11 protein-coding genes are annotated in these 9,069 nt (G+C 77.0%); 5 read left to right on the top strand and 6 right to left on the bottom strand.

From position 1 onward, the window contains the following. Both VM242_09350 and VM242_09345 read right to left on the bottom strand, forming a co-directional pair. On the bottom strand, positions 1-648 hold a 648-nt coding region (locus tag VM242_09350; GenBank protein ID HVM05366.1), incomplete at its 3' end, for a hypothetical protein. Between the two features lie 71 nt (positions 649-719). Further along, on the bottom strand, positions 720-1,472 hold the full coding sequence (locus VM242_09345; GenBank protein ID HVM05365.1) for an alpha/beta fold hydrolase: 753 nt from the start codon (positions 1,470-1,472) through the stop codon (positions 720-722). Between the two features lie 5 nt (positions 1,473-1,477). On the opposite strand from VM242_09345, the gene menD reads away from it, so the two are divergent. Beyond that, entirely contained in the window at positions 1,478-3,190 is a 1,713-nt protein-coding gene (gene menD, locus VM242_09340; GenBank protein ID HVM05364.1) for a 2-succinyl-5-enolpyruvyl-6-hydroxy-3-cyclohexene-1-carboxylic-acid synthase, read from the top strand. 7 nt (positions 3,191-3,197) lie between these two features. Here menD and VM242_09335 read toward each other — a convergent pair whose 3' ends face one another. The 4 genes from VM242_09335 to VM242_09320 are packed head-to-tail and all read right to left on the bottom strand — an operon-like array spanning position 3,198 to position 6,078. Continuing rightward, a complete protein-coding gene (locus tag VM242_09335; GenBank protein HVM05363.1) occupies positions 3,198-4,403 on the bottom strand; it encodes an isochorismate synthase in 1,206 nt (401 codons plus the stop codon). Continuing rightward, a complete protein-coding gene (locus VM242_09330; GenBank protein HVM05362.1) occupies positions 4,400-5,110 on the bottom strand; it encodes a ubiquinone/menaquinone biosynthesis methyltransferase in 711 nt (236 codons plus the stop codon). The genes VM242_09335 and VM242_09330 overlap by 4 nt, the downstream gene beginning before the upstream one ends. Beyond that, positions 5,110-5,847 carry a MerR family transcriptional regulator gene (locus VM242_09325; GenBank protein ID HVM05361.1) on the bottom strand — a complete coding sequence of 246 codons (738 nt, stop codon included), beginning with the start codon at positions 5,845-5,847 and terminating at the stop codon, positions 5,110-5,112. Before VM242_09325 ends, VM242_09330 begins: the two co-directional genes overlap by 1 nt. Before the next feature lie 48 nt (positions 5,848-5,895). Further along, the gene (locus VM242_09320) at positions 5,896-6,078 is read right to left on the bottom strand and encodes a hypothetical protein (GenBank protein HVM05360.1); all 183 of its coding nucleotides are present in this window, start codon (positions 6,076-6,078) and stop codon (positions 5,896-5,898) included. 39 nt (positions 6,079-6,117) lie between these two features. Between VM242_09320 and VM242_09315 the strand changes: the two genes are divergently transcribed. The 4 genes from VM242_09315 to VM242_09300 are packed head-to-tail and all read left to right on the top strand — an operon-like array spanning position 6,118 to position 8,863. Further along, a complete protein-coding gene (locus tag VM242_09315; protein HVM05359.1) occupies positions 6,118-6,879 on the top strand; it encodes a DUF3152 domain-containing protein in 762 nt (253 codons plus the stop codon). A gap of 58 nt (positions 6,880-6,937) precedes the next feature. Further along, positions 6,938-8,146 (top strand): LCP family protein, encoded by a 1,209-nt coding sequence (locus VM242_09310; GenBank protein HVM05358.1) that lies wholly within the window; start codon positions 6,938-6,940, stop codon positions 8,144-8,146. Between the two features lie 56 nt (positions 8,147-8,202). After that, positions 8,203-8,457 (top strand): hypothetical protein, encoded by a 255-nt coding sequence (locus VM242_09305; protein HVM05357.1) that lies wholly within the window; start codon positions 8,203-8,205, stop codon positions 8,455-8,457. A gap of 10 nt (positions 8,458-8,467) precedes the next feature. Further along, a complete protein-coding gene (locus VM242_09300; protein ID HVM05356.1) occupies positions 8,468-8,863 on the top strand; it encodes a type II toxin-antitoxin system VapC family toxin in 396 nt (131 codons plus the stop codon). The last annotated feature ends 206 nt before the right edge of the window (positions 8,864-9,069 follow it).

The raw sequence follows: 9,069 nt of genomic DNA, 5'->3' as shown, positions 1-9,069 counted from the left end.
GTCCCCGCCGCCCCGCGCCGCGGGCGCCGGCCCCCCGGGGGGGACGACGGGCAGGCGGGCGGTGGGGACCCGCTGGTGCACGAAGGCGGCGACCTGGCGGGCCGACGGCCGGCGGGAGGGGTCGGGGTCGGCGGCCCGGGCGGCCAGGGCCGCCAGCTCGGGGCCGGCCGGCGGGGCGAGGAGCGAGCCCAGCCGGGCCGGCCGCCGGTCCCGGCGCGCCGACCGCCGGCGTCCGGGCGCACGCCGGCGCCCGGGCGCACGCCGCCCCGGCGGCGACGCCTCCAGGAGGTCGGCGACCAGGCGACCGAGGGCGGCCACGTCGTCTCCCGGGCCGGCGGGCCGGCCCAGGCTGCACAGCAGGATCCGGCCGTCGGTCGCCACCAGCACGTGGGACGGCTCGACCCCGCCGTGGGCGACGCCCCGCTCGTGCAGGTCGGCGAGCGTGGTGGCGACGGCGGCGGCCACGCCGGCCACCTCGTCGGGCACGAGCGGCGGCAGGTCGGCCAGCGACCGCCCGTCGACGCGCACGGTCCGCAGCGCACCGTCGACCACGTCGACCAGCTCCACCACGCCGGGATGGCGGGCGGCGTCCAGCGCGGCGGCCTCCTCGTCGGCCCTCGCGCCGTGCTTGACGAACAGCATGGGCATGGAATAGCACGAGAAGCATCGGCGCGCAACGCCCGATCAGCGGGGCGGGGCGCCTCCTCGGGTAGACAAGGTCAGTGCTCGTGCCCGACGTGGTCGCCCGGGGAGTCGTCCTCCAGGAACGAGACGACGAGGTCCACGAACTCCCGGGGCTGCTGGAGGTGGCACGCATGGCCGGCGCCGGGGACCATGGCCAGCGTCGCCATCTCGCCCATCCACCCCCCGAGGTGGACGGCCTGGAGGCAGTACGCCTCGTCGCGCTCGCCGGCCACGATCAGCACGGGCATGCGGATGTCCAGCAGGCGCCGCCACAGGGGCTCCATCGAGCCCTGGCCCAGGAGGCGGAGGGCGGCGGCCAGCCCCGACGCGGTGTTCTCGCGGCGGGCCTCCAGGCCGCCCGTCTCCGGCGTGAGGTCGGCGAAGAGGGGCTGGGCCAGCCACTCGCCGAGGAAGGCGTCGATGCCCTGCTCCTCGATGGCGGCGGCCAGCTCCTCGTCGGCCTGGCGGCGGGCCGCCCGGTCGTCGTCGTCCTCGATGCCGGCCGACGTGCTGACCAGCACCAGCCGCTCGACCAGCTCGGGCCGGGTCATGGCCAGGTTCAGGGCGACGCGGCCGCCCATGGAGTAACCGACGTAGGCGGCCCGGCCGCCCTCGTCGGCGAGGAGGCGCACGGCCTCGTCCATGCCGGCGTGGACGTCCGCCCGGGAGCCGTGGCCCGGGAGGTCGGGTGTGACCACGTCGAAGTGGTCGCCGAACAGGGGGACCAGCGGGCCCCACGACCGGCCGGTCTGGGTGAAGCCGTGGACGAGGACGAGCCGGTGGGCCACCGGCGATGACGCTACAGGACGCCTTCGCCGCCACCCTGGTGGACGAGTGGGCGCGGGGCGGCGTCACCGAGGCCGTCGTCGCCCCCGGTTCCCGGTCGACGCCGCTGGCGGTGGCCCTGGCCGGCGACGGGCGCCTGCGGCTCCACGTGGTGCTCGACGAGCGGTCCGCCGGCTTCTTCGCCGTCGGCCTCGCGCTGGCCTCGGGACGGCCGGCCGTCGTCCTCACCACCAGCGGGACGGCGGTCGCCGAGCTCCATCCCGCCGTGATCGAGGCGCACCACGCCCGCGTCCCGCTGCTCGTCTGCACGGCCGACCGCCCGCCCGACCTCCATCACGTCGGCGCGCCCCAGACGGTGGAGCAGGTCGGGATCTACGGGCCGGCCGTGCGCTGGGCCTTCGCACCGGGCGTGGCCGACGAGGGGTCGCTGCCGTCGTGGCGGTCGGTGGCGGCACGCGCCGTGCTGGAGGCGACGGCCGGCCCGCGAGGTGCCGGTCCCGTGCACCTGAACCTGGCGTTCCGCGAGCCCCTGGTCGGCGAGCCCGACCGCACCGTCGAGGGCCGGGCGGGCGGTCGGCCCTGGCACGCGGCGGCCGGTACCGCCCGGTCGATGCCGCCCGCCGAGGTGGTCGAGGCCCTGGCGGCGTCGGGCGACCGGGGCGTGGTGGTGGCCGGTGCCGGCGCCGGCGACCCGGCGGTCGTGCACGACCTGGCCGCCGCCCTGGGCTGGCCGGTGCTGGCCGACCCCCGGTCGGGCTGCCGGCTGCCCGGCGCCTCCACGGTGGCCGCCGCCGACGCCCTCCTGCGCGTCCCCGGCTTCGCCGCCGCCCACCGCCCCGACGTCGTGCTCCGCCTAGGGGCCCCGTGGGCGTCGCGGGTCCTGGGCGAGTGGCTGGCGGCCCTGGATGCGCCGCAGTACCTCGTGGACCCGCACGGGGCGTGGCTCGACCCCGGCCGGTCCGCCACCACGGTTGTGGCCGCCGACCCGACGGAGCTGGCCGCCGCCGTGGCGTCCGCCGCCAACCTGCGCCCGGCGCCACCGCAGTGGCTGGCGGGGTGGGCGGCCGCCGAGGGCGCCGCCCAGGGCGCCATCGACGAGGTGGTGGCCGGGCATCGCGAGGCCACCGAGCCGGCCGTCGCCCGGGCGGTCGTCGACGCCGTGGCCCCGGGCGGGACGCTCGTGGTGTCGTCGTCCATGCCGGTCCGCGACGTCGAGTGGTACGGGCGGCCGCGGGCGGGGCTGCGGGTGCTCTCCAACCGGGGCGCCAACGGGATCGACGGCGTCGTCTCGACCGCCCTCGGCGCCGCCGTCGCCGGGCCGGGGCCGACCGCCGCCCTGGTCGGTGACCTCGCCTTCGTCCACGACACCAACGGCCTGCTCATCCCGCCGGGCGCCGGGGACGGCGTGGACGCCACCGTGGTGGTGGTCGACAACGACGGCGGCGGCATCTTCTCGTTCCTGCCCCAGGCGAGGGCGCTCCCCGCCGAGCGCTTCGAGCGGCTGCTGGGCACGCCCCACGGGCTCGACCTGTGCGCCGTCGCCCGCGCCCACGGCGTGGACGCGGTCGAGGCGACGAGCGCCGACGAGGTGGCCGCCGCCGTGGCCGCGCCGCCGGCGGGCGTGCGGGTCGTGGTCGTCCGCACCGACCGGTCGGCCAACGTCGCCGTCCACGACGAGGTGCACCGGGCCGTGGCCGCCGCGGTGGCGGGCAGGGGCTGAGGGTCGGTCAGGGCCGGACGACGGCGGCCAGCAGGGCCTGGAGCTTGAGCTGGGTCTCGGCCAGCTCGAGCTCGGGGTCCGAGTCGGCGACGACGCCGACGCCGGCGAAGAGGCGGGCCCGGTTCCCGTCCAGCTCGGCCGAGCGCACGCCGACCGCCCACTCACCGTCGCCCCGGGCGTCCATCCAACCCACCGGCCCGGCGTAGCGCCCCCGGTCCAGCCCCTCGGCCTCGGCGATGTACGCCAGCGCGGCGCCCGTGGGGGTCCCTCCCACGGCGGGCGTCGGGTGGAGCAGGAAGGCCAGGTCGAGGGCCGAGGGGCCGGCGCCGTCGAGACGGCCGCTGACCACGGTGCCCAGGTGCGACACGTTGCGCAGCGGCACGATCGACGGCTCGGCGGGGACGTCCAGCGACGAGCAGTGGGGGCGCAGGGCGGCGGCGACGGCGTCGACGACCATGGCGTGCTCGTGCCGGTCCTTGCCCGACGCCAGCAGGGCGGCGGCCAGGCGGGCGTCGACGTCGGGGTCGCCGCTCCGGGGGATGGTGCCGGCCATGGGCTGGGAGCGCACGGCGTCGCCCCGGCGGGACACCAGCAGCTCGGGGCTGGCGCCCACGAAGCCGTCGACCGAGAAGAGCATGCACGACGGGTACAGGGCCCGCAGGCGGGCCATCACGTCCAGCGGCAGGACGGGCCGGTTGGCCTCCACCGTCACCTCGCGGGCGAGCACCACCTTGCGCAGGCGCCCGGCCCGGATGGCGGCCACCGCCTCGGCGATGACCTCCAACCACTCGTCGTGGGGGCGGGCGGCGGTCAGGCGGAAGTCGTCGGGCGGCCGCCGGCGCACCGGCGCAGGGGCGTGGGGCGGGGCGGCGTCGCCCACCACGGTGCGCCAGGCGGTGCCGTCCCGCGCCCGGCCCACGATCACGGCGGGGACGACGGCCTCGCCCGCCGCGTCGGGCCGGAAGGGGAGGGCGCCGAAGGCGACCGGGCCGGTGCCCGGCCGGCGCACCTCGTCGTCGGCGTCGATGGCGGCCAGCACGGCGGCGGCGTCGGCGGCCGGGGCCCGGAGGGCGACGCCCCGCCCGGCCAGGCCGTAGCCGTCCCGCTCGAACAGCACGCCGTCGTCGCCGGCGAAGGCCACCAGGTCGACGCCGGCGGGGTCCACCTCCTTCGTGCGGGCGGCCAGGCCCGTCGCCGCCCCGGTGGCCGTCACGGCCGGGCCCGGGTGGCGGTCAGGAGCTGGGCGATGCCGGCGCTGAGGGGCCGGCGCTCGACGGCGGTGAACCCGGCGTCGCGCAGCTGGGCGAGCAGGGCGGGCCGCGGCGGGAGGTAGGCGACCGAGCGGGGGAGGTAGCGGTAGGCGGCGGCGTCGGACAGGAGCCCGCCGATGCGGGGCACCACCTTGCCGAAGTAGACCGAGTGGCCCCAGCGCAGGACGGGGTTGGCCGGCTCCGCCACCTCCAGCAGCGCCATCCGCCCGCCGGGGACCAGCACCCGGGCCGACTCGGCGAAGAAGGCGGGCAGGTCGACGAAGTTGCGCAGGGCGAAGCCGCACGTGACGCCGTCCACCGACGCGTCGGGGAAGGGCAGGCGGAGGGCGTCGGACTGGACGAGGGGGGCGGTCGTGGCCGCGTGGGCGAGCATCCCCCACGACAGGTCCACGCCGACGGGGCGCAGGCCGCGGGACCGGAGCTCGCGGCACAGGTCGCCCGTGCCCGCCGCCAGGTCGACGACCCGCGAGCCGGGCGCCAGCCCGAGGGACGCCACCGTGCGCCGGCGCCAGCCCACGTCCATGCGGAAGGTCATCACCCGGTTCACCAGGTCGTAGCGGGGGGCGATGGCGTCGAACATGTCGCGCACGGCCCGCACCTTCTCCTCGCCCTCGGGGAGGGCCTCCTCGGGCCGGGCGGCGCGCCGCATCACGCGCTCTCGGACCGGCGGACGGCGGCCAGCTCGGCCGGCCCCCCGACCTGCTCGATGTGCTCGGTGGCGACGGCCAGGAGCGTTCGGGTGAAGTGGTGCGACACCACCGTGGCGGTGGCCGGGAGCAGTGTGCGGAACGCCTCCACCAGGCGGTCGGCCGCCTCGTCCTCGGGCAACCCCGAGGCCCGCAGCGGCTTGCGCACGTGCTCGTCGAACAGGTCGACGGCCCGCTCCGCCACCGCCCGCACCGCCCGGTGGTGCTCGCGGGCGAGGTCGAGCAGGTCGGTGAGAGGCAGGCCCTGCTCCAGCAGGCGCAGGCCGGCCCGCGCCACCTCGACGTCGGCCCCGGTGTAGCCGCCCCGGTCGGGGACGAGCAGGCCTTCCCGCGCGACGGCCTCGAGCAGGGCGACGGGGATGCCCGTGCGCTCGGACAGCTCGTCGGCGCTCAGCAGGGCCCCCTCGGGCTCGCCTCCGGACGGGCGGGCGACGGCGCCGACGAGGGCCTCGTCGGCGGCGTCGAGCTCGCCGTCGAGCAGGCGGCGGATGGTGGCCAGCGTCAGCCCCCGGGCCTGGAGGGAGCGGATGCGGGCCAGGCGCTCGACGTGGTCGTCGCCGTACCAGGCGACGCGCCCCCGGCGCAGGGGCGGGGGCAGGAGGCCCCGGGACTGGTAGAAGCGCACGGTGTCGACCGACACGTCGGCCGCCGCCGCCAGCTGCTCGACCCGATGCTCCACGCGGCCACTCTAGGAGTGGTCGCTCGCACTGTCACATCGGGGGCGGCGTCAGCGGGGGGCGCCGCAGCGGGTGCACGCCGGGTAGGCGCGCGACGTCGGCCGCCCGCACGCCGCGCACGTCGGGACCACGACGGAACCGGCCCGCACCCGCCGCACGGCCGCCCACAGCATCCCGCCCACGGCCACGACGAAGAGCACCTCGAGGCCGTCTCGGAGAAGCGCGTCGGGCACATGCGCATGGTCCCACTCCGGCCGGGCCATCGTGGAGGGGTGCGAAGGTGGCGACGGGCCGTGCTGGTGGGCGGAGCCCTCGCCGCTGCGGCGTGCGGCGGGGGCGCCCCGCCCGAGCACGCCGCCGCCCGCCCGCCGGCGACCACCGCCGCGCCGGCAGCCCTGACGACGGCCACCACGGCACCGGCGGCGACCACCACCGCACCGACGGCGACCACCACCCCGGAACCGACGGCGACCGCGCCGGTGCAGACGACGACGACCACGGGCCGCCCCACCCCCACGACCCTGCCGCCGGTGGTCGAGGTGGCGTACCGGATCGAGCGGCGGGTGTCCGACGAGGCGACGGCGGGGTTCGAGGCGGTGGTGGAGGCGACCCTGTCCGACCCGCGGGGGTGGAGCCGGGCCGGCTTCCGGCTGGTGCGGCGGGACGACGGGCCCTACCTGATCGTGCTGGCCGAGGGGCCCGAGGTCGACCGGCTCTGCCTCCCCCACGACACCTACGGCGAGTACTCCTGCCAGCGCCGCGAGGTCGTCGCCCTGAACGCCGAGCGGTGGCGGGAGGCGACGCCCAAGTGGACGGGGGACCTGGCGACCTACCGCCAGATGCTCGTGAACCACGAGGTCGGCCACCTGCTGGGACAGCCCCATCCCCCGGTCCAGTGCCCGCGGCCGGGGCGGGCGGCACCGCTCATGGCGCAGCAGAGCACGGAGCTCGACGGGTGCCTGCCCAATCCCTGGCCCCTGGATTCCGAGGTGGAGGCGGCCGCCCGCCACGACCGGCCCCTGGCCCCGCTGTAGCTGCAGCGCCGGCGGCATCGGCGGCTCTCGCGCCGCCGGGCGGTACAGTGCCTCGCACATGAACCGGCGGGTCCTGGTGGGAGTCGGAGCGGTCCTGGTCGTCGCGCTCCTCGCCGCCGGGGTGGTCGCCGCTTCCACGCGGGACCCGGGACCGGCGGAGCTGGTCGTGGCCAGCACCACGACCACCCAGGCGACGGCGCTGCCCGCGTCCACCATCGCCCTGCCCCCCACCACGGCCGACCCGGTCGTGCCCGCCGCCGGCGGCGGCTCCGGGCCCGTGTTCACCCTGAAGGCCAGCGACGGCCGGGCCTACGCCACCGCCATCCCCTTCACCAGCTCGGTGGCCGTGCCGGCCGGGCTCCAGTTCGTGCTCGTCATCGGCTCGGACGCCCGTCCCGGCCAGGACGTCCGCCGGGCCAACGGGGACTCCGTCCACCTGGTCGCCGTGAACCCGGCGACCATGGAGGGCACCATCGTCGGAATCCCGCGCGACGCGTGGGTGGAGATCCCCGGCCGGGGCAACGGCAAGCTCACCAGCACGCTGGCCAACGGGGGCCCGGCGCTGGTGGTCGACACCGTGCGCCGGCTGACCGGCCTCCCGGTGAACTACTACGTCATCACCGGCTTCCAGGGCCTCACCGCCATGGTGGACGCCGTGGGCGGCGTGGACGTGCTCGTCAACCGGCGCATGGCCGACCGCAACTCGGGCGCGTTCTTCGAGCCGGGTTGGCACCACCTGAACGGCGCCCAGGCCCTGGCCTTCACCCGCAACCGCCACGACACGGCCAGCGGCGACTTCGGCCGCTCCGAGAACCACGGCTCCCTCCTCCTCGCCGCCCTCGGCAAGCTGCGCGCCGAGGTGGGCGACGACGGCGGCCTGCGCCGCTGGATGGACGTGCTGGGCCGCCATGCATCGCTCGACGTGGCGCCCGACAAGCTGCTGCCGCTCTCGGTGCTGGCCCGGCGCATCGACCCGGCCCGGATGCGGAACGTGGTCGTCCCGGGCCGCATCGGCATGGCGGGCCGGGCCTCCGTCGTCTTCTTGACCAGCGAGGCCGCCGGACTGTTCGCCGACCTGCGCGACGACGCCGTCGTCGGCGGCCCCGCCGGTCCGCCCGCCGCCGCCCCGCCTGCCGGGGGCACGGCGCCCGCCGGCCCGTCCGGCACGGACACCACGGCGCCGGCGACCACCACGCCGCCCGCCGAACCCACCTCGACGACCACCGCCCCCGACGGCCTGCTGCCGCCGCTGGTGCCCGGCGGCTGACAGCCCCGCCGCCGCCCACCACGGCGACCTGTAGCACGGCATGCTACAGTGGACCGATGCACCGGGAGATCACCCAACGCCAACTGCGCAACGAGAGCGGCAGGATCATGCGGGAGCTCGACCAGGGCGAGTCGTTCGTCATCACCCGCAACGGCGTGCCCGTCGGGGAACTGGCTCCGCTGCGCCGCCACCGGTTCGTCGCCGCTGAGACTGCGGTCGCGCTCTTCAGAGCCGCACCACCGGTCGACTACGGCCGGTTCCGCGCCGACGTCGACGCTGCCGCAAGCCAGGATCCGACGCCTCGTGCCTGAGCCTGCCGGTGTGGCGCGAGGCCTGCTCGACACGTCCGTCGTGATCGATCTCGAGGCGATCGATGCCTCGCACCTTCCCGCCGAAGTGGCGGTGAGCGCTCTCACCATGGCCGAACTGGCCGCCGGTCCCCACGCCACAACCGATCCGGACGAGCGCGCACGACGCCAGGACCGGCTGCAGCGAGCCGAGGCGACCTTCGACCCGCTCCCGTTCGATGCCGAGGCGTCGCGCGTGTACGGCCGGGTCTTCGCGTCGGTCATCGCCGCTGGCAGGAAAGCGCGAGGTGCCTGCGCCGCCGACCTGTTGATCGCGGCGACCGCGGTCGCCGCCGGGCTCCCGCTCTACACCCGCAACGGCGACGACTTCGAGGGGCTGCGCGACCTCCTGGAAGTCATCGTGGTGTAGCAGTCGCATGCACGGTGTCGAGGAAGAGCCCTATGACCCCGGTGTCGCGGCGATCGTCTCAGCCAGTCAGACCCCCATGGGCTTCGCCCGCCACGACGGATGAGAATGGTGCGTGCTCGGCCAAGCTCGGCTTTCCTTGGTGCAGCAAAGCCCGATAGTCAGACTGATGCGGGGGCCTTCTCGGCACCACGAAGTGTTCACTGCGA

It is taken from the genome of Acidimicrobiales bacterium (genome assembly GCA_035540975.1).
Taxonomy (GTDB): Bacteria; Actinomycetota; Acidimicrobiia; order Acidimicrobiales.
Note: the sequence above shows the minus strand (reverse complement) of the source record. Positions and strands in the feature narration are given on the sequence as shown.